We start from the raw sequence: 21934 nt of genomic DNA, 5'->3' as shown, positions 1-21934 counted from the left end.
TGCGGCGATCGGTGGCCTCGGTACGGCCTAGCTGAAGCGGCTGAGCAGCTCACGCACCTTCGGCTGGCGGTGCTCGATCCGCAGGCTGTTGCGGAAGTGGTCGAGGGCTTGTTGCAGGGCAACCGGATCGGTCTGGCCGCTCCGCAAGTACTCGTTGAGGCGGAGCACCGCAAGGCCGTTGAGGGCCGGGTAGTGCTCGCCGTCGAGCTCGAGCGCCCGCTCGAAGCTGGTGGCGGCGCCCTCGAAGTCGCTCAAGCGGAACATCGCGGCCCCGCGGCGTTCCCAAGCCAGGGCCGACTCATTCTCTCGCAGGAGCTGGTCGAGCACGTTGACCGCCTGGGCATCCTCGCCCAGCACGCGCAGGCTCTCGGCCAGATTCACCAGCAGCTCGGCCGGGATCGGATCGACGAGCTCGGCGGCCTGCTGATACTCGTCGACGGCCCGGCGGTGCTCGTCGAGGGCGGCGTAGATCGAGCCCAGGTTGATGCGGGCCGCGGCGCTATAGGGGTCGACGAATACGGCGCGCTCGGCGAACGGCCGTGCGAGGCGCGGCTCCTCGGCCTGCATGTACGCGACCGAGACGTTGATGTTGGCCGGTACGTCGGTGGGGTCGAGCTCGAGCGACGTGAGGTACGCGCGGATGGCCTCGCTCACGCGGTTGAGCGCCTGCAGCACCTGGCCGCGCTTGAAGTGGATGCGTGGGTTGTCGGGGTCGAGCTCGGACGCCTGGTTGTAGAACTCTTCGGCGGCGACGGGATCGTCCAGGTCCCGCGCGGCATCGCCCGCTCCGACGTAGGCGCGGGTCATGAGCGGGTTGAGTTCGATGGCGCGCTCGAACTCTCTCAGCGCCGCTCGTGCGTCGCCCAGTCGGACGTACGCGGTGGCTTGGTCGGCGGCGTCGTTGGCGGCGGTCTGGCGGGCCTGCTTCTTGGCCGACGAGCCCGATCCGCATGCGGCCAGGCACAGCCCGAGCGCGACCAGCGCGACGGCAAGGCCGCCCCTGGTCGAAATCCGTCGTGTGCCCGCCTGGCTGGTGATCATCCGCTGCCCCTTCCCACGCTCGTCCGACACGATCCAATCGAAGTCGAGCCCTTCCAACGATCGGCGGACCGTCCGAGTTCGGCCCGATCCACCGGCAAGGCCCATTATCGCACCCTCGCGCCGGTCGCATGAGGGTTGTCGAGAGGCTCGACCGAACTCTGGCCCCGACGCGCAATTTCGGCCGATAAGCCTCCGATGCGTCCCGCGCCGTCGTCGGGACGCTGCCGCACGCCACGCCCCCTCCGCCGGCCTCCGCCGGCAAAAGGTCACATGACTCTGACCCAATCGTCATTCACGGCCCGCGAGATCAATCGGCCGCGTTGCGTCACCATTTTGTTCGGTATTCTGGCGATGCTCCTGGTGTTCGCCCCGCTGGCCGGCTGCGTCCGTAAGTCTGAATTGCCGGTCACGCTGAACTTCCGCAACGTGCGGGCCGTGGTGGTGCAGGGCGACGCCACGGGCGGTCGGAGCCGCGTGACCCGTAGCGAGTGGGATCAGATCTGGCCGGTCGTCATCCGCCACCACAAGGTGAGCAACCGCATGGCGATGAAGCCCAGCTTCGACGCCGGCCCGCCCACGATGGACTCGCTGGCGGGCGTCGAGGTCCGCGACTACACGGCCAACATCGTGGTCGACAGCTTCACGGGGCTGTCCAAGCTGCACAAGAGCCTCGAGGCGCTCCAGGGCCAGCCCATCGCGCCCGGCCGGCGGCTGCAGCTCTCGCTCAGCGAGGTTTCGCTGGGCTTCTCGGGCAATTTCATCAGCGCCCGACGCACGGAGATGCTGCAGGGCCAGACGCTACCTGGCGCCACGGTTGTGCTGTACGACCGCGATCCCGATCGGCCGCGCATCGTGCGCGCCGACGAGGGCGGGCAGTGGATGGTCCCGATCGTGACGACCCCGAGCCAACGCTCGGTGGTGGGGTACAGCGTGCCTCCTGGCGTGCGAGATCGGCCCGAGACGCGGCGGTACTTCCGCATCGACCTGACGACGAACATCGGCGAAGACATCGACGAGCGGCGCTTCAACAGCGAGATCGACGCGATGCGCGGCGGCATGAGCGGGTTCATCAACCGCATCACGAACTAGTCGGGCGGGGCTACCGTCCGGCCATGAGCAACTTCAACGACCGCGTCGCGATCGTCACCGGAGCCAGTGCGGGCATCGGCATGGCCTGTGCGCGCATGCTGGCCGAGCAGGGCGCCGTGGTCGTCGTCAACGCGCGGCGAGCCGGAAGACTCGACGAACTCGTCGAGATCGACACCGATCGCGTGAAGCCCGTCGCCGGCGATGCAGCCGAGCCCGGAGTGATCGAGGCGATACTCGAGGCCGCGAAGAAGGCCGGTGGACGCGAGGCAGACCTGGTCATCGCCAACGCGGGCCGCGGGCTACGTGGTTCGCCGCTCGACTCGGACGAGGCCGAGTGGGAAGACGTGCTGCGGGTCAACACGCTGGCGGCGGCGAAGCTCATGCGGGCCTCGCTGCACCGGATGTTCGCCGAGATCGGCGAGTACACCGGGCCGCCGAAACAGCCGCGTGATGTCGTTGTGCTGGGCTCGACGGTCGGGCGGAACCTGAGCCCGTTCAGCAGCTTCTATGGCGCTGCGAAGGCGGCCGTGCACATGATGGCCGAGGCGATGCGGCGCGAGGCCGGGCCCAGAGGCGTACGCGTCACAACCATCGAGCCGGGCGTGGTTGCGAGCGAGTTCCAGTCGGCGGCGGGGTACGACCCCAAGGCCTTCGGCGAGTTCATGGAATCGATGGCGCCGGTGTTGACGCCCGACGATGTCGCGCGGTCGATCATGTTCGCCTGCGGCCAGCCCGCAGGCGTTCACCTGAGCGAGATCATGCTGCGACCAACACGCCAGGCGTACCCATGAGAAAGGCCCGGACTCGCGTCCGGGCCCTGAACGAAGTTCGTCGCTTGTTTACTTGACGTCGAGCAGTTCGATGTCGAAGACGAGGTTCGCGCGCGGCGGGATGCTCGGGGGAGCGCCGCGCTCGCCGTAGCCCAGGCCATAAGGAATCTCGAGGCGGCGCTTGCCGCCGACCTTCATGCCGGGGATGCCGATCTGCCAGCCCTGGATGAGGCTGCCCAGCGGGAAGGTGATGGGCTCGCCGCGGTCGTAGCTCGAGTCGAACTGCGTGCCGTCCTCGAGCGTGCCGCGGTAGTGCACCTTGACGGTCGCGCCGTGCGGGCACTCGGCCCCGGTACCAACTTCGACGTCTTCGGCGACAAGGCCGCCGGCCAATTCCTGTCGTTCGGTCATGCGAATCGGTTTCCTTTCCACCCGGGCCATCCCGGGCAATCGATCAACTGTCGTCGGCTTGCGCTGATTACTGCACCGCCATCAGTTCGACCTCGAAGGTGATGGGCGTGTCGGCGGGCACCAGCGGCGGGTTGCCCTGGGCCCCGAAGGCCTGGTCGGCTGCGAGTTCGACGCGACGTACGCCGCCGACGTTCATGCCCACCATCGCCTTTCGCAGTCCCGGCAGCGGCGACTGTCCGTCGAGCGGTACGACCTGCATGTCGCCGCTGTCAAAGGTGTTGGCGACGACCGTGCCGTCGGGGAGCTGCGCGAGGTAGTTGATGACGGCCATCTGGCCCTCGGCGGCCTCGGGTCCCTCCCCGATGCTGACGTCGCGGATCGTGATGCCCTCTTCGACCTGCTGGGCCTCGCCGACGAACTCGGTCGAGAACTCCCGCGGCATGCGCCAGTCGAACAGCTCGACCTCGAAGGTCAGCGTCTCGCCCGCCGGAACGACGGGCGGCTGGCCTTCTTCGCCGAAGCCAAGCTCGGACGGCACGACGAACTGGCGGACCTCGCCGGGCTTCATGCCCTCGACGCCCATGGCCCAGCCCTCGATGACCGATTGCTCAAGCGGCACGACGGCCTGCTGGCCCTGGTCGAAGGTCGAGTCGAAGACGGTGCCGTCCTCGAGGGCTCCCATCGTGTGGAGCACGGCGATGCCGCCGGCGGGGATGGGGTCGGCCTCGGCGTCGCCCTCACGCACGATGCGGACGATCATGCCGTTCTCGCGGGTTTCTTCGCGGACCCATTCGGTGCTCAGCTCGCGTGGATTGGCCATGCTCAGCAGCTCGACCTCGAACACGAGGTCGCTGTCGGGCGGCAGGACCTCGCCCATGCCCTGCGGGCCGAAGCCCAACGCGGCTGGCACCTCGATGCGGCGCGTGCCCGTCGGCTTCATGCCCACGATGCCGCGTGCCAGGCCCGCCAGCATGCGGGGCTCGCCCAGGTCGAGCTGCTGGGGCGCGCCGGCTTCGCGGCTCGAAGCGAACTGCTCGCCGGTTGCCGCATTCACGCCCAAGATGTGCACGAACACCTTGGCGTTGGGCTTGACGCCGTTCTCGCCCTCGCCCACGGCGATGTCGCGGACGACGAGTCCATCACCGAGGTCCTGCGGCTCTCCCTCGAATTCGGTGGCCAGGTCGGGCTTCTTGGGCGGCTCGGGCTTCTCGACGCCGACGAGCTCGACTTCGAAGACCAGGTCCGACCGCGGCGGGATCGTCGGCGGGCTGCCTCGCTCGCCGTAGGCCAGGGCATACGGGATCTCGATGCGGCGCTTGCCACCGACCTTCATGCCCGCGACGCCTTGGCTGAAGCCGGGCACGAACTGACGCAGCGGCAGCGTGTACGGCGCGCCGCGGCTGTAACTCGAATCGAACTCTTCGCCGCTCTCGCGGAACGTTCCGCGATAGTGGAGCGTGACGGTGTCCTGCATCTCCGCCACGGCGCCGTCGCCGATCTGGACGTCGGTGACGCCGAGTTCGGTGAACGGCTGCGTTGGATCGGACTCGGTACCCGCTCCGGGCTCGGTCTCGGCTGATGGTTCGTCCGTGGGCTCGGGGTCGGGCGTGGCTTCGGACGCGGCGTCGTCCGACGGCTGCTCGGTGGTGGGGCGGTCCTGGTCGGTCGGGCTCGCCTCGGCAGGCGTCGAGCCGGTGGCGGTTGAACCGGCCTCGCCGCCGTTCTGCGACGAATTCTCGCAGCCGGCGATGACGATGACGCCCGCGAGCGCCAGGATGGCCGCGGCTCGCGACGCGGGGGCAGAAAGCGTGGTGATATCCATCGAGGATGGTAGCCGCCGGGTTTCCAGCCTCCGCCGAGCGGTGAGATCCCCTTCATGGAATCCCAGGAGGTGCATACGGGGCGATTCTCGTACCATTGGCGATGGATCAGCCGCTGTCACGTCCTTGCATCGCGGTCTCGATGGGCGATCCGGGCAGCATCGCGCCGGAAGTGCTCTGCGCCGCACTCCGGGGTGGCGCGGGCGAGGCGGCTCGCGTGGTCATCTACGGCCCTGCCCGAGCCCTGGGACGACACGACTGGCCGGTGGTCGACTCGATCGACGCGGTCGATCCGGCCGAGCCCGTCACGGTGTGCCAGCTCGGCGATCGCGACGACGGCCTGCCCTTCGCCCACGAGCCGGACGCCCGTAACGGGGCCATCAGCCACGCCCAGGTGCTGCACGCCATCGACTCGACGGCCCTGCCCGAGGATCATCCGGCCCGCGCCCACGCCATCTGTACCGGCCCCATCAGCAAGGCGGCCTGGGTGATGGCCGGTCTCGGCGCCCACCTGGGGCACACCGAACTGCTGGCCGAGCGGCTGGCGACGGGCCGGCACGCGATGGCGTTCGTCAGCCGGCCGCTGCTGGTGGCCCTCGTCACGGCGCACGTGCCCCTGCGTGCCGTGCCCGAGGCTATTACGACACCGAGGGTACTCGACGTCATCGAGCTGGCCGCGAATCTTTGCCGGGATCTGGGCATCGAGTCGCCCCGTGTGGCCGTCGCGGGCGTGAATCCTCATGCCGGCGAGGGCGGATCGCTGGGCAGCGAAGACCTGGAGATCGTGGCTCCGGCGATCACCGAGGCGCAGGGCCGGGGCGTTGACGTCACCGGCCCGCTGCCGGGCGACACGGTCTTCCGCGATGCCCGCCGGCCGGGCGGCGTTTTCGACATCGTGGTGGCGATGTACCACGATCAGGCCCTCGCGCCGCTGAAATTGGTGGCCTTCGACGAGGCGGTGAACATAACCTTGGGGCTCGCCGTGCCGCGAACCAGCCCAGACCACGGAACCGCGTTCGGCATCGCCGGGCGGGGCGTGGCCGACGCCGGCTCGATGGCCGCGGCCCTGCGTCTGGCGGCGAAGCTCGCGGCCGCACGCGCCACCTCCCCCCCGTAGCGGCGCCCCCGGGCGTTGCGGAAGCCACGCCCCATGTCGCTGCCAGGCGCCCCAGAAGAGCAACGCGAGTTCATGCGGCACCCGCTGCTGGACATGCTGTTCATTGCCGCGCCGAGCATCGTGCAGATGGTCAGCTACTCGGCGATGCAGTTCGTCGACACGATCATGGTGACGCGCTGGGGAGACGACCCGATCTACGTCAGCGCCCTGGGCAACGGCGGCATGCTCGCCTGGATCCCTATCTCGCTGGTCATCGGCATGGCCGGCGTGGTCTCGAGCTTCGTCTCGCAGAACCTGGGCGCGGGCACGCCGCGCATCGGGGCGCGGTACGTGTGGGCGCAAATGTGGATCTCGGTGTGCGCCGCGGCGTTGCTGCTGGGCCTGGTGCCGCTGCTGCCGACGGTGTACGGCGCGTTGGGGCACGCACCCGAGCTCGTAGCGCTCGAGAGCCGATACGCCGGCATCGTCATCATGGGCGCCATCTTCCCGATGGCTGCGCGCACGGTGGCGCAGTACTTCTTCGGCATGCACAAGCCGGTGATCCCCATGGTCGCCGCCCTCGCGGGCAACGCGGTGAACATCGTGGGAAATTGGGTGCTCATCTTCGGCTTGCTCGGCTTCCCCGAGCTTGGTCTCACGGGCGCGGCCATCGCCACGGTGATGGGCGGCGCGATCGAATTCATCGTGCCGATGATCATCTTCCTGCTGCCGCACTGGCACAACCAGTTCGACACGCGCACGCTCTGGCGGCCCAACTGGAAGCCCATCAAGGAGATCCTCCGCATCGGCACGCCGGCGGGGCTGATGTTTGTCAACGAGATGATCTGCTTCGGTTATCTCCTGGTGGGCCTGGCCGGTCGCTTCGGCGAGGTTCAGCAGGCGGCGGGGTGGATCGCGCTGCGGTACATGAGCCTCTCGTTCATGCCGACCGTGGGGCTGTCGATCGCCATCACCGCCATCGTGGGCCGGCTCATCGGCATGGGCCGGCTCGACCTGGCCGAGAAGCGGGCGTGGCTCGGCATGGCCCTGGGCGTGGGCTACATGGGCACGTGCGCGACCTGCTTCATCCTGTTCCGCCACGAGCTCATGGCGCTGTTCGTGACGGCCGACATGGCCGAGGAGAGCGCCGCCGAGCTCATCCGCGTGGGCTCGATGATCCTGATCGCCGCGGCGGTCTTCCAGGTGTTCGACGCGGTGGCGGTCACGACGACCGGGGCCCTGCGCGGCGCGGGCGACACCCTGGTGCCCAGCGTGCTGACCATCGGCCTGTCGTGGCTGCTGATCGTCGGCGGGGGGCACCTGGCGGTCGAGTTCGTGCCCCAGTGGGGCGCCCTGGGCCCCTGGATCTTCGCGTCGGCCTACATCGTGGTGCTGGGAATCTGTCTGCTGGTGCGTTTCCGGATGGGGGCGTGGAAGCGGATGAAGCTGTCGGGCGACCAGATCACGGTCTGAGCCGCCGGCGGCCGACGGGAGAGGCGTCAGCCGGGGCCGCCTAGAATCGCGATCCACCCGTCGCGTCCCCTTTTCCCGTTGGAGGTCTCGCCTTGAGTTCCAGTTCGTCGCCGAGCGCTCTCGACATGGTCATCGGTTCTGGTGGGGATTCGGCCCAGGCGGGCCGGCTGCTCGAGGAGGCACGCCAGCAGGCCGCCGCGGGCGACCGCATGGACGCCATCGAGACGCTCCGCAAGGCCGTCCAGGCCGACGCCGGGCACGACGAGGCGGCCTTCCAGCTGGCCTACCACCTCGATCTGGCCGGCGAGGAAGACGAGGCCATCAGCCTCTACGAGCGGCTGTGCGACAAGACGCCGGCCCCGGTCAACGCCCTGCTGAACCTGGCCGTGCTCTACGAAGACCGCGGCGAGTTCTCTCGGGCCGAGCGGTGCCTGCGCCAGGTGCTGGATACCGACCCGAACCACCCCCGGGCCCGGCTCTACATGAAGGACGTCATCGCCAGCCGTGACGAGGGCGTGGTCGAGGACGCCGAGAGCGACCACCTCAAGCGTCGCCAGGAGATGGAGACGGCCGTCACCGACTTCGACCTGTCCGTGCGCACGCGTACGGCCCTGAAGCGGATGAACATCCGCACGCTGGGCGACCTTCTGCGAACGACCGAAGCCGAGCTGATGAGCTACAAGAACTTCGGCGACTCGAGCCTGGACGAGATCAAGAAGATGCTCGCCGGCAAGAACATGGCGCTGGGCCAGGGCGTCGACGACGGCCACCGCTCGGGACGCCGGACCGCGCTCGATCGCTTCCGCGGCACCAGCCAGGAGGCCATGCTCAACAAGCCCGTGACCGACCTGGCCCTGAGCGTGCGTGCCCGCCGGGCGCTGCAGTTGCTCAACATCCAGAGCCTGGGCGACCTCGTGAGCCACACCGAGGCCGAGCTCATGGGCGTGAAGAACTTCGGCGCCACCTCGCTCACCGAGGTGAAGGAGCGGCTCGGCGAGATCGGCATGACGCTCCGAACTATCGATGAGTAAGAGCGACGAGCAAGGTCAGCGACTAAGAGCGACGAGTAGGTAGATCCACCTATAATCGGACGCTTCGCAGCCGCAAGAACTGCGCGGCTTCACGTGAGACCCCCCGCTCCGAGGGAGCGGACGGGGTTTTTTCTGTCAATAGAGCAAAAAGGCCTTTACAAGACCCCGTGCGATCGGTTAGTCTGCATCTGTTCCGGGGCCTCCCCGGGATGCATTCCTCGCAACAGGCGACCCGGCGTCTCGTGGAGTCGGGTCGCCTTTTTTGTTGCTGCTTGCCCCCATCCTCGCAGCCTTCCCTACGCAGGATCTGACGCATCGGATCCCGTCGCGGAGGGTCCTCCGACTTCGTCCGGCCGCGCCCCGGTCTTGCGGTAGCTCCGGCGCCCGCTGGCATAGAGCTCGGGATCGACACGGACCTCCATTGCTTCGCCCGCGGCGTGCTGGCGGTGAAGTTGCTTGAGCACCGGGATGCACCAGCCGCAGCCCGTGCCCGCACCCAGGCACTCGCTGATGAGCGAAGCGACCGGTGGGTCTTCTCGTCGAACGAAGGCCCGCACCTTGCCAAGCGGGACGTGGAAGCACAGGCAGACGTCGTCGTCGGGGCCCATCATGAGCCGGCGTCGTCCTCGGCCGGGGGCAACGGCGCGCCGATGGTGTAGTGCAAGCGATGGCCCAGGAAGCGTTCCATGAGCGTCGGCTGGCCACCGACCTCTTCCATCCGCAGCATGGCTTCGTCGAGCGGGACGCTCTGCTCCTCGACGAGGTACGCCGCCCAGAGGTGCCGCGCCCGGCCGCCCGACGCACAATGGATCATGATCGGCCCGTCGATGCCTTCGATGGCCCGCGTGAACGCGGCGACCTGCTCGGTGTCGTACCCCTCGTCGCCGCCCATCGGGATCCAGGCGTAGCGCATGCCGCGGGCCTCGACCTCGGCGCGTGGGTCGAAGTCGAGGCGATCGAGCTCGGGCTGCGTGCGCAAGTTGACGACCAATGCGGTACCGGCCTTGGCTTGTCGTTCGTAGTCGTCGGGTGCTGGTTGGCCGGCGATGCGCCAACGGTCCCACTGGTGCACTTCGATGGGTTCGGCCTGCGCCGCCTCCGGCGTCACCGCCGGCTCGCTGGTTGCGCAGTTCTGGCACGCGCACCCGCCGAGCAGGGTGAGACCGGCGATGCCCGCGGACGCGAGGACGGCTCTTCGTAGCTTCATCATGGTCAAGCGTACCATGCCCGCCCGGGCGGGGGGTTGGGTTCGGGTGTTGGTCAGGCAGCCTGGCCGGGAAGGGACGACGGCGATGACGTGGATGCGCGTGAAGGACGCCCTGGCGGCCGACGAGGGCTCGAAGGTGACGCTCAAGGGCTGGGTCCGCACCCGCCGGGACTCGAAGGCCGGCCTGAGCTTCATCCAGCTGCACGATGGGTCGTGCTTCGACCCCATCCAGGTCGTCGCCAAGACCGACCTGCCCAACTACGAGGGCGAGGTACTGCACCTGACCACCGGGTGCGCCATCGAGGTCGACGGCGAGCTCGTCGCGAGCCAGGGTAAGGGCCAGCGCGTCGAGGTCGTCCCGAGCGCCGTCCGCGTCGTCGGCATGGTCGAGGACCCAGACACCTACCCCGCCAGCGCGAAGCGTCACAGCTTCGAGTACCTCCGTGAAGTCGCGCACCTGCGGCCAAGGACCAACACCTTTGGTGCGATGGCGCGCGTGCGGCATCGCCTGGCCTACGCCATCCACACGTACTTCGAGAACAACGGCTTCTACTGGGTTCATACGCCCATCATCACGACGAGTGATGCCGAAGGCGCCGGCCACCTGTTCCGCGTCAGCACGCTCGACGCCGTGAACCCGCCCATGGCCGAGCACGGCCGCGGCGTCGACTGGCACCAGGACTTCTTCGGCAAGCAGTCGTTTCTGACCGTGTCGGGCCAGCTCAACGTCGAGACCTATTGCTGTGCGCTCAGCCGCGTGTACACCTTTGGCCCGACGTTCCGCGCCGAGAACAGCAACACGAGCCGGCACCTAGCCGAGTTCTGGATGATCGAGCCCGAGATCGCGTTTGCGGACCTCACCGACAACGCCAAGCTGGCCGAGGGGTTGCTCAAGTACGTGTTCGACGACCTGCTGACGCACTGCGCCGACGATGCGGCGTTCTTCGACGAACGCATCGAGAAGGGCCTGATCGATCGGCTCAAGCACGTGATCGCCTCGCCCTTCCGCACGCTGCCGTATACCGAGGCGGTCGAGATCCTGCAGAAGAGCGGCAAGAAGTTCGAGTACCCCGTCGAGTGGGGCAGCGACCTGCAGAGCGAGCACGAGCGCTACCTGACCGAGGAGAAGTTCAACCAGCCGGTGGTGGTGGTGGACTATCCCAAGGACATCAAGGCCTTCTACATGCGCCGCAACGACGACGGCAAGACTGTGGCGGCCATGGACGTGCTGGTGCCCGGCGTGGGCGAACTGATCGGTGGAAGCCAGCGCGAGGAACGCCTCGACGTGCTCGACGAGCGCATCGACGAGATGGGCCTGCCCAAGGACGAGTACGGCTGGTACCGCGACCTGCGTAAGTACGGCACCGTGCCCCACGCGGGCTTCGGCCTGGGCTTCGAGCGGCTGGTGATGTACTGCACGGGCCTGCAGAACATCCGCGACGCGATCCCCTTCCCGCGTGCACCCGGGCAGGCGGCCTTCTAGTCAGGCCAGCGCCTTGATCGCACCGGCGATCATGAACGAGCCGCAGCACAGGACCAGGCCATCGCGTTCCGCGAGCGACTTCGCGGCCGCCAGGGCACTGGCCACGTCAGCGATCACCTCGCACGGCTCGCCCAAGAGCGTCGCGAGCTCCGAAGCCGGCTTCGACCGCGGCCCCGCTTCCGTGAAGATCACGCTGGCGTTCGCGTGACGCACGAGCGCCAGCATGCCCGCGGCGTCCTTGTCCTTGGCACATCCGAACACCACGACCAACCGGCCGGCGTGCCGCGGTAAGGCAGCCAGCGTCGCGCGGAGCGAGGCGGGTGTATGGGCGCCGTCGATGATGACGGTTGGAGACGTGGACACCAGTTCCATGCGGCCGTCCCTGGGCGTGCGGGCGAGGCCCTCGGTGATCGCGGCGTCCTTGAGTCGATCGCCGAGCATCTGCACGCATGCGGCGACGGCGGCTGCTGCATTTGCGGCTTGGTGCGCGCCGGGCAGCGGGCATCGCAGCTCCGAGCTCATTCGTCCATCGATCGCAACCTTGACGACGGTGTGGCCCTCGTCGAGGCGGTGCTCGAACGGCAGGTCGTCGCCAAGCACGCGCAGCGGGGCGCCGATCTCGGCGGCCTGGGCACGGAACACCTCGAGTACCTCGGGCGGGTTTGGCGTGCAGATGGCCGGGACGCCGGGCTTGAGGATGCCGGCCTTCTCGCGTGCGATCAGCGGGAGCGTGTCGCCCAGGATCTCGGTGTGTTCCAGTTCGATCGAGGCCAGGACGCACGCGGCGGGGTGCACGATGTTGGTCGAGTCGAGCCGGCCGCCCAGGCCGACCTCGAGCACGGCCGCGTCGCAACTGCAGCGCGCGAAGTGATCGAACGCGGCGGCGGTGATGGCCTCGAAGTACGTCGGCGTGCCGAAGCGGTCGATGACCGCGTCCGGCAGGCCAGCCTCGGCCTGCGACACGCGCCAGAGGGCGGTCGCCAGGTCGGCGTCGGAGACCGGGGCACGATCGATCGCGAGGCGCTCGTTCGGAGCGATCAGGTGCGGGCTGGTGAACGCGCCGGTGCGCAGGCCGGCGGCGGTCAGGATGCTCGCGGCCATGCGCGTGATGCTGCCCTTGCCCTTGCTGCCGGCCACGTGGATGGCCGGCACGGCCAGGTGCGGATCGCCCAGCGCCGCGGAGAGGGCCCGCATGCGGTCGAGCTTCAGCACCCGGACGGCCAGGTCGCGGTTGGGCTGGCGTTCGAAGTTGACCTTGGCGTTGAGCCACGCGAGCGCGGCGTCGATGGTCCAATCTCGCGTTGGCGGGGGTGGGGGTGCTTGCTTCTGGCCCTCGGGGGCCGATGATCCGGGCATGGCCCAGCATATGGATGAACGCATGAACGAAGGAACGAGCGGCGGAAGCGGCCGCACGAAGTTCGGGCCCTTTCCCGACTCGCAGCCCGACCGTGGGCACGACTCGTGGCGGGTGCTCCGCATCATGAGCGAGTTCGTCGAGGGCTTCGATGCGCTCGAGCGATTGCCGCCGGCGGTCACCGTCTTCGGCTCGGCCCGCACGAAGCCCGACGACCCGATGTACCTGGCGGCACGGCGGATGGGCCGCGTGCTGGCAGAATCGGGCCTGGCTGTCGTGACCGGCGGCGGGCCGGGCATCATGGAGGCCGCCAACCGAGGTGCCTTCGAGGCGGGCGGCCGGTCCGTGGGCATGAACATCGCCCTGCCCATGGAGCAGGCTCCCAACGCCTACCAGACCGACGAGTTGTCCTTCGAGTACTTCTTCGTGCGGAAGGTCATGCTGGTGAAGTACGCCCGGGCGTTCGTGATCTTCCCGGGCGGGTTCGGCACGCTCGACGAGTTCTTCGAGGCCATGACGCTCATGCAGACGCTGAAGATCGAGCCGTTCCCGCTGGTCTTGTTCGGGTCGGACTTCTGGGCCGAGCCGGTGGCGTGGATCCGGGAGAGCATGTGTAACAAGTTCCGAACAATCTCTGAAGCCGACCTGTCGCTCTTTCATGTTGTCGACGACGTTGATGCCGCGATGGCGCTCATAAAGCCGGCGATCGAAGGAACGTACGAGACCTCGTTGCCGGGTGTCATCGGACCTGCAGCGCGCGAAAGCGGCGAGGGAACCCGTCGTGGCGTGCATCCCAGGCGTGGTGGATCGGCCGCCGCTGGTGGGCCCGGAGGCTACCGTTCGCGGTCACCGCGTCGATTCGATGCAGACTGAGGTTGATTTCGGTTGGAAAATCCGGGATACTGCCCGTTCGGGCTCGCTCACTTCGCAGCGGCGCCCGACCGATTCGCGAAGGTCCGGCAAATCGTGGGTGCCGGCCGCTCCCAGCCTCATCGGGCTCGACCCTTCCAGGAGTCGCCATGGCTTCCAAAGGCAGCGCGAACGCCGGCGCCGACAAGAACGTCACCAAAAAGCACCTTGTCGACGAGATCACCCGTCGCACGAAGCTGTCGCGGCACGACGTACAGGCCGTCGTGCAGGGCGTGCTGGACCAGATGATCGAGGCCGTCGGCAACGGCCAGCGGATCGAGATCCGCGACTTCGGGGTGTTCGAGGTGAAGGAGCGGGCCGCCCGCACCGCCCAGAATCCAAAAACGCTCGAGCCCGTCCCGGTGCCTCCGAAGCTGGCCGTCCGCTTCAAGCCGGGCCGCTTGATGAAGGCCGCGTTGGAGGCGAAGCCTGCCATCACCCATGACGAGTCGTCCCACGATCAGGCGACGCGACCGTCGGAAGAGCACATCGAGCGACGGCCCGAGGCGCCGCTGGTCGAGGTCCGGCGCGAAGAGCGCGTGCCGGCCGGCGTGGGACGGGACTGACCCTCTCCAAGGGCAACGACGTAGGGAGAGATGCCCACCGCGGGTGACGCGGTGGCGATCGTCTCTACAATGGCGATCAAAGCCGCACATCCGGGCCGAAGCAGCGCTGCGTGCGTCCTCCGGCCCGTTCCAGTTGGAGTCGTTGCATGCCCCACGTGATCGCCGAACCCTGCATCGGGACGAAGGACACCTCGTGCGTGGAGGTCTGCCCGGTCGATTGCATCCATCCGGGCAAGGACGAGGGCGACTACGAGCAGGCCACCCAGCTCTTCATCGATCCGGACACGTGCATCGATTGCGGGCTGTGCGTCGACGAGTGCCCGGTCCAGGCGATCTTTCCCGAGGAAGACCTGCCAGAGCAGTGGAACAAGTACGTCGAGCTGAACCTGGATTACTACAAGGACAAGTAGCGCACGGGTTCGTTTCGGCGAGCGGTGCGCACGCGTTCAGGCCGCCGAGTCGCCCTTCTTGAAGGCGGCGCGGGCCGCGGCGTGACGCTGGAGCTGCTTGTCGGTCCGCACGTTGTGCGACGCCTCGGGCGGCTCGGTCCAATCTTCGGCGCGTCCCAGGTCGACGGCGGCCTTCTGGACCTTGCGGTAGCCCAGCAGGCGGATGATCTCCAGCACATCGCTCCACGCGGGGAACGTCACGTCGTTGCCCTTCTTGAACGCGTCGATGGCCATCAGGAACATGAACTGCTCCTGGGTCATCTCGCCCTCTTCGGCCGAGCGGTGGAAGTCGCTCAGCCTACGGCCCCGGCCGCGGCGTCGCTCCAGGCCGGTCGGCGCGGCTGCGCCGGGCATGTTGCGGCGGTCCAGGCCTAGACGCCGATCGACGACCTCGGCCCGGCGCGGTTCTGGCGGTGGCGGCGCATCGTCGCCCGAGATCGAGTCGGCGTCCGCGAGCGGGCCGATGGCCTCGTCGAGCGAGGCGGACTCGTCGTCGTTGAGTTCGGCGTTCTCGAACTCGGCGTCGAAGTTGTCGGGTTCGTTCGCGCGGTCGCGGTTCGTACGTGGCATGACGGCGGGCTCCCGGCCGCCGGCACGCGTCACGCGGTCGAGTCTCGGCCAGGGGCGACCGGGCTCGCGGGCGTGGGGCCCTTGGCCTTAGAGGTCTTCGTCGTCCTCATCGGCATCTTCGTCGTCGTCGGCCACTTCGTCTTCGTCGTCGTCGAGGAAGTCGGCGTCGTAGTCCTCGTCTTCTTCGTCGTCGTCGTAGTCAAGATCGTCAAAGTCGTCCTCGTCCTCATCATCGTCATACGCGACAACGTCCGAGTTGTCGCGATGCCAAGGCGAGGGCTCGGGCACCAGGACCGCCGTGGTCCCGGTAACTTCTTCGGCATCGAGCATGAGCGTGGGCATATGAGTTCGTCCGCAAGGGTGAGGCGAAAGCCGCCGCACCGTGGGTCCAGGATGGGAGCCGGTTCACCGCGTGGCTCCTCGGCCGTCGGCCCGGTCGACCCGTCCGGTGGGCCGGCCCGTGCGTGCGCGGGGAGCGCCGCAAGGCTACACCCCTTGCGGGCCGTGTCAACTGTTGCTTGGCCCCGGTCCGGCTCGGGCCCGGCGCGGGGAGTGGAGGCAGGCCTGGGGCTACCATCGGCCTCATGTCCGACGCCCCCGAATCGCCCGCCCTGGCCGCCGACACGCCCGCTCCGGCGGCGTCGCCTTCGCCCTTCGCCGCGGGGCCCGAGCGCTTCCATCCGGTGGCCGGTGTTGCGGGCCTGCTGTTGCCCGGGCTGGGTCACGTCGTGCTCCGCCAGCCGCGACGTGCGGTCGCCGTGGCGTTGGGCGTGCTGGGCCTGTTCTTCGGCGGGCTGCTCGTTGGCGGCATCGACACCATCGACAGCCGCGAGGACCGGCTCTGGTTCTACGTCCATGCGTTCGTTGGGCCGCTGACCTTCGCGGCCGACTGGGTCAACCAGAATCAGTTCAAGGCCTGGGCGATCGATGAGTCGATCTCGGGCCGCCCGCAGCCGATCTTCCGCTCGGCCTATCCGGGCGAGGTCCGCGTCGTGCAGGGCGAGGGCGGCGCACTGCCCTATCCGCAGCTCGAGCAGTTGCCGCAGTGGGGCGACGGCAACGTCTATCAGGGCCGATCCGGAGCCGGCAAGTCGGTGGGGAAGGTGAACGAGATCGCGCTACTCATGGTCGCCCTGGCGGGCATGATGAACCTCGTGGCCGTGCTCGACGCGTTGTTCAATCGGCGTCGGCCCGAATCCGAGCTCTACAGCGCTGGAGCGGCGTCGTGACGGCGCCTGCGCTCTCGTTCGTGCTCGCCTGGCGGCCGTTCATTGATCCGATGGACGCCCACGGGTGGTGGTTCCTGTTGCTGCTGCCGATCGCGTTCCTGGTGAGCCTCGCTTGGAAGTCGGTCCGCATCGACAACGTGAAGCGGCTGCCGCGGCCGGTGATCGTGATGACGGCGCAGGTCGTCCTGGCCATGCTGGGCCTCGGGCTCGCGGCCTTCGTCGGCCTCGTCGTCGTGTTGCCTCTGCTCGCGGGGCTCTCGCGATGACCGACGCACGGGCGTTGCGTTCGGCAGGTTCGTTCGCGCTGCTGCTGGGCTTCTTGCTGGCAGGGTGCGTCACCCGGCCTACCGCCGAAGTCGAGGGCGTGCGCGTCCTGAACACCACCGACGAGGCGGCCGTGCTCGCGTTCACGGTCGTCGCCACCAACACGGGCGAGACCGAATTGCCGCTCCGGCTGGTCGACTACACGCTGAGCATCGAGGGCGAGCGCGTGTTCCGAGGCCGGCGCAGTGCCGAAGCAACGCTGAGCCGCAAGGACCGCCAGTCCGTCGAACTGCCCGTGCCCATCGTGTGGGACGACTTGCCCGTCCGCGAGGTGCGGTACCGCCTGCGCGGCAAGCTCGGCTACACGCTGCCGGGCATCTTCTGGAGCGCCATGTTCGACGCGGGCCTGTACCGACCCGACGCCGAGTTCGAATTCGAGGGCACGCTCGACGCGTCGGACCTGGCCGGCGGCTAGCCGCTACACGAAGTACAGCCCGGCCACGTACTCACGCACCATGCGCTGGGTCGTAAAGTGCGATCCGTTGATCGCGATCGAGTGCGCCATGATGTGGGCCCACTTGGTGCGGTCCTCGAACGTTGGCAGGATGACCGTGTCGAGCTTCTCGTAGATGTCCTGGGCGTGGTTGCGGTCCTGCGTGTTGGTGGTGGGGGCCTTGCGCTTCCGGTCGGGACCGAAGTCGTCCTTGCCGATGGCCCATCCCGTGAGCCCTTCGATGCAGCCCTCGAGCCACCAGCCGTCGAGCGTGCTGAAGTTCGGGACGCCGTTGATCGCGGCCTTCATGCCGCTCGTTCCGCTGGCCTCCAAAGGCGGGCGGGGCGTGTTGAGCCAGATGTCGCTGCCGGCGGTCATCAGCCCGCAGAGCGCCATGTTGTAGTTGGGCAGGTACACCACGCGGGCGTGCTTGAGCCGCTTGGCCTTGCGCAGCGTGTCGACGATCATGGCCTGGCCCGGCTCGTCCTTGGGGTGGGCCTTGCCCGCGAGCACGACCTGGATGCCGTCGTGCTTCTCGGCGATCTCGTCGAACTTCTTGGGGTTGCGCAGCAGCAGCGTCAGACGCTTGTACGCGGTCGCGCGGCGGCCGAAGCCGATGGTGAAGGTGTCCAGATCGAAGTCGGCGTCGGTTAGCTCGTTCACGCGGTCGATGAGCGCGACCTTCGCGCGAAGATGGGCCTTGAGCAACGCCTTTCGTTCGAGGTCGACGGCAAACCGCAGCTCGCTGTTGTCCTCGCGCCAGGCTGGCATGTGCTTGTCGAAGAGCTTGGCCATGTCGCCACACACCCAGGTGCGGGCGTGGATGCCGTTGGTGACCGACTGGATGTCGTCGCGGCCGAACATGCGACGCGAGACCTCGGCGTGGCGGCGGGCGACGGCGTTGATGCGGCCGCTGCCCCAGAAGCCCGTGAGCGTCATGTTCAGCGTGCCCTCGGGCGGCGGCGGGGGCTCGGCAACGGCCGCGCCGCCACCGCCGTAACGGCGGCTGGCCCGCTCGACCATCGGCACGCCCGCGGGCAGGGCGTACGAGGGCACCGGGGCTTCGTGCGACGCCACGGCCTGGGCGACTGGCTCGGGTGGGCGCTGCGTGGCATCGGTCGCCGCGCTGGGGTTGGCGTCCATCGGCGCCTCGTGCATGGCGCCCTCGGGCTCGGGGTGCAGCAGCGCGACGATCTCGGGGTCGAGGATGCTGTGCACCATCTCCATCGGGAAGCGGTCGTGGCCGGCCGGCACGGGCGTGTGCGTGGTGAACACGCACCGCTCTTGCACCTCGGCCAGCACGCCCGGGTCGTCCGCCTTGCGGTGGGTATGCCGCGAGACGTGGCGTACCAGCTCGGGGACGAGCAGGCTCGCGTGGCCCTCGTTCATGTGGTAGACCTTCAGGTCTCGACAGCCCAGCGCCTCGAGCATGCGGACGCCGCCGATGCCCAGGATGGCCTCCTGGCGCAAACGCAACTCGTCGTCACCGCCATAGAGGCGATTGGTGATCGCGCGGTGGTCCTTGCGGTTCTGGGGCAGGTCGGTGTCGAGGAAGATCACGGGCGTCTCGAAGCCGTGGTACTTGTCGCGGATGACCGTCTTCCACGCGCCGACGCGTACCGTGCGACCGTCGAGCTTGACGCTGATCTCGTTGGGCAGCCTCGTCAGGTGCTTCTCGGGCCGCCACGAGATGGGCTCGTCGTGCTGCGTGCCGTCCTTGTCGAGCGTTTGCTTGAAGTAGCCGCCGCGGTGCAGCAGGGAGACGCCCACCAGGGGCACCTTCAGGTTGCACGCCGAGCGCACGGTGTCGCCGGCCAGCACGCCCAGCCCGCCCGAATACGTCGGGATGGTGTCGTTGATGGCGATCTCCATCGTGAAGTAGGCCACGCTGGGATCGATGCCGAGGTGGGTGTTGCGGCTGGCGGGCATGGGGCGAGTCCTTCCGATAAGCAAGACGCCGACGAGCAAGACGCTCCAGCGAGGGAGATCGATCTACCCAACTTCGGCAGGTTTGGGGCCGCGATGCAGCGCAAGATCGTGGGCCTGCGCGTACGCCTCGCCCATCTCCATCCAGTCGAACAGCCACGACCGCTGCTCGGCCGAGTTTCGCACGCGGATGCGCTCGCGCTGGGTGAGCTCGCAGAACTCCAGCATGCGGCGCGCCAGGGCCTCGACCGCCTGCTCGGTCGTCTTCTGCCGACGCTGGAGCACCCAGGGCGCCCAACCCGCCGGCTGGGCGTGCCGCTCGGTCACGAAGTCGCCGAAGCCCGACATGTCGGTCGTGATGGCCGGGACGCCCAGCGCGAGGCACTCCATCGGCGTGTAGCCCCAGGGCTCGTACGTGCTGGGGAACACGCCCAGGTGGCAGCCACGCACGAACTGGTCGTACTCCATGCCCCACAGCGGGTTGGTCGGGCTGATGAACTGCGGGTGGTAGACGATCTTGACGCGGTCTTCCGGATTATTGCGCAGGCCCGCGACGGCGATCTCGCTGAGCACCTCGTCACGCGGGTCGCCTTCGAGCGTGTGGGTGATGACGCTCGGCCAGCCCCGCGTGCGGAAGGCCGCCTGCGTGCGCTTCAGCCGTAGCAACCAGTATTCCTCGGCCATCGAGTCGAGCGAGACGCGGCCCTCGCTGGCGGCCGTTCGGAACAGCCGGTCGCGCAGGTCGTCGGCGATGTGCTCGCACACGTCTTCGAGCTCGTCGAGCACGGCCCGGTTCTGCAGCACCACGGGGTCGATCGACCGCACGTCGCGGCGCGTCACGATGAACGAGACCACCGTGTGCGGGTTGTCGGTCTCGCGCAAGAGCTGGTTCAGCCGGGCGTTGGCGCGGATGAACAGGTCGAAGCCCTTGTTGCGGGGCTCGTATCGCCCGCTCGTGAAGAAGTAGAGCGTGTTGTCCAGGTCGATCGGCCGCGTGGGAAAGAAGTGCCCCATCGTGAAGTGATGGACCTTGTCCTTGAAGACCGCGTGCAGCGTCTGGAACTCGTGCCCAACGCTCAACCGGCCGATGTCCAGCCCGTTGGGCAGGATGGCGTCGGGCTTGCGCCCGAGCAGGTGCTCGCACTCGACGCCCGTCAGCGGGCTGATGGTCGTCATGACGTCGCAGTCGCGGGCCGCCAGCCGCTCGTAGTCGTGCCGGGAGCGGATGCCGAAGCGGTCGGCCTCGGCGGCGGGGTCGAGCCCCTCGACGGTCTCGGGCGGGTCGTCGCTGCTGGCCAGGTAGCGGCCCAGCAGCGTGGCGTGCGTCGTGAACACGGTGGAGACCTGCTGCTCCTCGCGCTTCATGAGCGGGATGGCCAGGCCGCCCATCCACTCGTGGAAGTGGGCCATCACGCGTCGGGGGTTGCGACGAGCGGGCCGCTGGTCGCGCCACGCGTTGTCGACCGCACGCATGAAGTGCCGCGTGACGTCGGCAAAGGCGATCACGCCGTCGACCATGTCGTCGCCGCTTGGCGAGCCCACCTGGTCGTGCTGCCACAGGTAGAACTTCTCGCTGTTGATGCGTTCGGCTGGCAGGTCGTGGTCGAGCAGGACGACTCGGGGCCGTCCCGGCACCAGCCAGCGGCCCGTGTGGCAGGCGATGCCGATGTCGTCCATCGCGGCGACGGCCCGGGCGAGCCAGCCCGTCGGCCGGCGCGGCTCCATCTCGAGCGCCGCCTGGTCGGGCACGTAGGGGCCCACCATCAGGTACCGGTCGTCCCAGTGGTCGACCATGGTGGCGGCCTTGGACCGCAGCACCTGGTAGATGCCGCCGATGGGGTTGCAGACCTCGTAGCCCACCTCGACGAGCAGCACGCCAGGCGACCCGCGGCCTCCCGGCGGCGTGATGCTGCGTTCTGGTTCGCGTTCCGCTCTCGTGGGGGCCACGTCGCTCTCCGTGCGAGGTGCGTTGCCGCACCCGGCTGAGCAATCCTTGCGCGGCCGGGGCGATCGGGTCGTGTCTTCGGCTCCGGGTCGGGGGGAGCGTCACACCACTATCGGTCCCGGCGGTGCCCGGGGTGAGTCGGAACGGACCGGCGATGGCACGAAACGCGCAGGCCCGGTCGCCGTTCGTTGGGGTTTCGTGAAATCGCGTGCGATCGTGCCCAAAGTCGCATCGATTGATGGTCGATGTTCCGTGCGAACCGTACGATTCAGTGAGAGACTGAGTTGGTGCGGCGGCTCTCGGCGTGTGAACCCGTCGCCCGGATGGAGGTGGGCCGTGATCGGCTCCAATAGCACAGCGCTCCGCCAGCACGCCTATTCCGTGTTCACGGCTTCGAGGCGGGAGCGAGAGACCCAGAGCCAGGCGCCCGATTCGGTGCGCCGTCTCCTCGTTCCCGACACCCCTCGGCTCGAGCGAGCCCTGCCCATGAGGCTCGTCGAGGCCAAGGCCCCCGGCGACCGGCCCCCGGGTGCCGTCCATGAATCGCTGACGAAGCACGCCGCGACGACCGAGCGTCGGACGCTTCCGACACCGCCGGAAGCGAAGGTGAACGAAGCAGCCAACGAGCCCGCGTCCGAGCCCACGCAGGAAGAGATCCGCCGCCGGGCGTACGAGATCTTCGAGGCGCGCGGCTCGACGCCCGGCAACGACGTGGCCGACTGGCTCCGGGCCGAGTCGGAACTGCGCCGCGAGCGCGGCTTGGCCTGACCGCTGCGGCGTTCGGGGTTCCCTTGGTATACATCCGCTG

Annotated in this window: 23 protein-coding genes; 13 read left to right on the top strand and 10 right to left on the bottom strand. The window is 68.4% G+C overall.

Annotated features, from left to right (window positions below; genetic code table 11):
* Positions 1-27: 27 nt before the first annotated feature.
* Positions 28-1041 carry a tetratricopeptide repeat protein gene (locus RIA68_06505; protein MEQ8317090.1) on the bottom strand — a complete coding sequence of 338 codons (1014 nt, stop codon included), beginning with the start codon at positions 1039-1041 and terminating at the stop codon, positions 28-30.
* Positions 1042-1311: 270 nt separating this feature from the next.
* Here RIA68_06505 and RIA68_06500 point away from each other — a divergent pair, with 270 nt between their 5' ends.
* A complete protein-coding gene (locus RIA68_06500; GenBank protein MEQ8317089.1) occupies positions 1312-2130 on the top strand; it encodes a hypothetical protein in 819 nt (272 codons plus the stop codon).
* A gap of 23 nt (positions 2131-2153) precedes the next feature.
* A complete protein-coding gene (locus RIA68_06495; GenBank protein MEQ8317088.1) occupies positions 2154-2921 on the top strand; it encodes an SDR family NAD(P)-dependent oxidoreductase in 768 nt (255 codons plus the stop codon).
* Positions 2922-2969: 48 nt separating this feature from the next.
* On the opposite strand, the gene RIA68_06490 is transcribed toward RIA68_06495, so the two are convergent.
* Complete coding sequence (locus tag RIA68_06490) at positions 2970-3311, bottom strand: FKBP-type peptidyl-prolyl cis-trans isomerase (GenBank protein MEQ8317087.1); 342 nt, start codon at positions 3309-3311, stop codon at positions 2970-2972.
* 67 nt (positions 3312-3378) lie between these two features.
* Positions 3379-5133, bottom strand: coding sequence for an FKBP-type peptidyl-prolyl cis-trans isomerase (locus RIA68_06485; protein MEQ8317086.1), 1755 nt, complete (start codon positions 5131-5133; stop codon positions 3379-3381).
* Positions 5134-5234: 101 nt separating this feature from the next.
* Here RIA68_06485 and pdxA point away from each other — a divergent pair, with 101 nt between their 5' ends.
* The 3 genes from pdxA (at position 5235) to RIA68_06470 (ending at position 8731) form a co-directional block, all read left to right on the top strand.
* A complete protein-coding gene (gene pdxA / locus RIA68_06480) occupies positions 5235-6248 on the top strand; it encodes a 4-hydroxythreonine-4-phosphate dehydrogenase PdxA (protein MEQ8317085.1) in 1014 nt (337 codons plus the stop codon).
* A 33-nt stretch (positions 6249-6281) separates the two neighbouring features.
* Positions 6282-7700, top strand: a complete 1419-nt coding sequence (locus RIA68_06475) for an MATE family efflux transporter (protein MEQ8317084.1) — start codon at positions 6282-6284, stop codon at positions 7698-7700.
* A gap of 92 nt (positions 7701-7792) precedes the next feature.
* Entirely contained in the window at positions 7793-8731 is a 939-nt protein-coding gene (locus RIA68_06470) for a DNA-directed RNA polymerase subunit alpha C-terminal domain-containing protein (protein MEQ8317083.1), read from the top strand.
* A 296-nt stretch (positions 8732-9027) separates the two neighbouring features.
* Here RIA68_06470 and RIA68_06465 read toward each other — a convergent pair whose 3' ends face one another.
* Positions 9028-9342, bottom strand: a complete 315-nt coding sequence (locus RIA68_06465; protein MEQ8317082.1) for a (2Fe-2S)-binding protein — start codon at positions 9340-9342, stop codon at positions 9028-9030.
* Positions 9339-9941 carry a sulfur transferase domain-containing protein gene (locus RIA68_06460; protein MEQ8317081.1) on the bottom strand — a complete coding sequence of 201 codons (603 nt, stop codon included), beginning with the start codon at positions 9939-9941 and terminating at the stop codon, positions 9339-9341. The genes RIA68_06465 and RIA68_06460 overlap by 4 nt, the downstream gene beginning before the upstream one ends.
* 82 nt (positions 9942-10023) lie before the next feature.
* On the opposite strand from RIA68_06460, the gene asnS reads away from it, so the two are divergent.
* A complete protein-coding gene (gene asnS / locus RIA68_06455; GenBank protein ID MEQ8317080.1) occupies positions 10024-11421 on the top strand; it encodes an asparagine--tRNA ligase in 1398 nt (465 codons plus the stop codon).
* Here asnS and RIA68_06450 read toward each other — a convergent pair whose 3' ends face one another.
* Positions 11422-12777: a folylpolyglutamate synthase/dihydrofolate synthase family protein gene (locus RIA68_06450; protein MEQ8317079.1), complete on the bottom strand. Its 1356-nt coding sequence runs from the start codon at positions 12775-12777 to the stop codon at positions 11422-11424.
* Here RIA68_06450 and RIA68_06445 point away from each other — a divergent pair.
* From RIA68_06445 to RIA68_06435, 3 genes are all read left to right on the top strand, one after another.
* Positions 12776-13648: a TIGR00730 family Rossman fold protein gene (locus RIA68_06445; GenBank protein MEQ8317078.1), complete on the top strand. Its 873-nt coding sequence runs from the start codon at positions 12776-12778 to the stop codon at positions 13646-13648. The genes RIA68_06450 and RIA68_06445 overlap by 2 nt on opposite strands.
* A 146-nt stretch (positions 13649-13794) precedes the next feature.
* Positions 13795-14250 carry an HU family DNA-binding protein gene (locus RIA68_06440; GenBank protein ID MEQ8317077.1) on the top strand — a complete coding sequence of 152 codons (456 nt, stop codon included), beginning with the start codon at positions 13795-13797 and terminating at the stop codon, positions 14248-14250.
* A 146-nt stretch (positions 14251-14396) separates the two neighbouring features.
* Positions 14397-14660, top strand: coding sequence for a ferredoxin family protein (locus RIA68_06435; protein MEQ8317076.1), 264 nt, complete (start codon positions 14397-14399; stop codon positions 14658-14660).
* A gap of 36 nt (positions 14661-14696) precedes the next feature.
* Here RIA68_06435 and RIA68_06430 read toward each other — a convergent pair whose 3' ends face one another.
* Together RIA68_06430 and RIA68_06425 are read right to left on the bottom strand one after the other, a co-directional pair.
* Positions 14697-15269, bottom strand: coding sequence for a hypothetical protein (locus tag RIA68_06430; GenBank protein MEQ8317075.1), 573 nt, complete (start codon positions 15267-15269; stop codon positions 14697-14699).
* Between the two features lie 87 nt (positions 15270-15356).
* The gene (locus RIA68_06425) at positions 15357-15611 is read right to left on the bottom strand and encodes a hypothetical protein (protein MEQ8317074.1); all 255 of its coding nucleotides are present in this window, start codon (positions 15609-15611) and stop codon (positions 15357-15359) included.
* Between the two features lie 242 nt (positions 15612-15853).
* On the opposite strand from RIA68_06425, the gene RIA68_06420 reads away from it, so the two are divergent.
* The 3 genes from RIA68_06420 to RIA68_06410 are packed head-to-tail and all read left to right on the top strand — an operon-like array spanning position 15854 to position 17237.
* Positions 15854-16498, top strand: a complete 645-nt coding sequence (locus RIA68_06420; protein ID MEQ8317073.1) for a hypothetical protein — start codon at positions 15854-15856, stop codon at positions 16496-16498.
* Positions 16495-16764, top strand: a complete 270-nt coding sequence (locus tag RIA68_06415; protein MEQ8317072.1) for a hypothetical protein — start codon at positions 16495-16497, stop codon at positions 16762-16764. The genes RIA68_06420 and RIA68_06415 overlap by 4 nt, the downstream gene beginning before the upstream one ends.
* Positions 16761-17237, top strand: a complete 477-nt coding sequence (locus tag RIA68_06410) for a hypothetical protein (protein ID MEQ8317071.1) — start codon at positions 16761-16763, stop codon at positions 17235-17237. The genes RIA68_06415 and RIA68_06410 overlap by 4 nt, the downstream gene beginning before the upstream one ends.
* A gap of 3 nt (positions 17238-17240) precedes the next feature.
* Here the strand turns inward: RIA68_06410 and glgP are convergent, their stop codons facing one another.
* The gene (gene glgP, locus RIA68_06405; protein MEQ8317070.1) at positions 17241-19184 is read right to left on the bottom strand and encodes an alpha-glucan family phosphorylase; all 1944 of its coding nucleotides are present in this window, start codon (positions 19182-19184) and stop codon (positions 17241-17243) included.
* 63 nt (positions 19185-19247) lie between these two features.
* The gene (locus tag RIA68_06400; GenBank protein MEQ8317069.1) at positions 19248-21128 is read right to left on the bottom strand and encodes a glycosyltransferase; all 1881 of its coding nucleotides are present in this window, start codon (positions 21126-21128) and stop codon (positions 19248-19250) included.
* Between the two features lie 334 nt (positions 21129-21462).
* Here RIA68_06400 and RIA68_06395 point away from each other — a divergent pair, with 334 nt between their 5' ends.
* A complete protein-coding gene (locus RIA68_06395) occupies positions 21463-21894 on the top strand; it encodes a DUF2934 domain-containing protein (protein ID MEQ8317068.1) in 432 nt (143 codons plus the stop codon).
* The last annotated feature ends 40 nt before the right edge of the window (positions 21895-21934 follow it).

It is taken from the genome of Phycisphaerales bacterium, from assembly GCA_040217175.1.
Classification (GTDB): Bacteria; Planctomycetota; Phycisphaerae; order Phycisphaerales; family UBA1924; genus JAHCJI01.
The sequence above is the reverse complement of the archived record's forward strand: the minus strand, read 5'-3'. Positions and strand labels throughout refer to the sequence as shown.